Raw genomic sequence first — 392 nt, forward strand, 5'->3', positions numbered from 1 at the left:
AGGCGGTTCGGTGACGGATCAGGGAGACACGCTCACAATCACGTATCAGGCGGAAGTCGTCAATGCAGATGGGCAGTTGTTGGCGACGAGCAATGAAATTACACCCACATGGGTGCCTCCGCAGAGCACGACACAGCCGAGTTCAACACCGACGCCCCAGCCGTCACCTTCGCCGACACCAACGCCGAATCCGAGCAGCGGTGTCACGTTGACGCTTGCAGCCAATCCTACGGAGTTGCCTGTGGGTCAAGCTACTACATTGACGGTCAACGTGACGAGCGGATGGCAAAACAACGGGAACATGTGGATCACCCTCGTGAACGAAACCACGGGGCAGACGGTGGGTCCAAGTGAGATCTTCACACCGAGTGCGTCGGAAACTTATACAAGCA

General features: G+C 57.1%; 1 pseudogene. It reads left to right on the forward strand.

Annotated elements, in window-relative coordinates:
* Positions 1–392: pseudogene (locus AC27E8_RS06525) on the forward strand (hypothetical protein); the annotation flags it as partial.

The sequence above is a fragment of the Alicyclobacillus sp. CIJ1 genome, assembly GCF_057538885.1.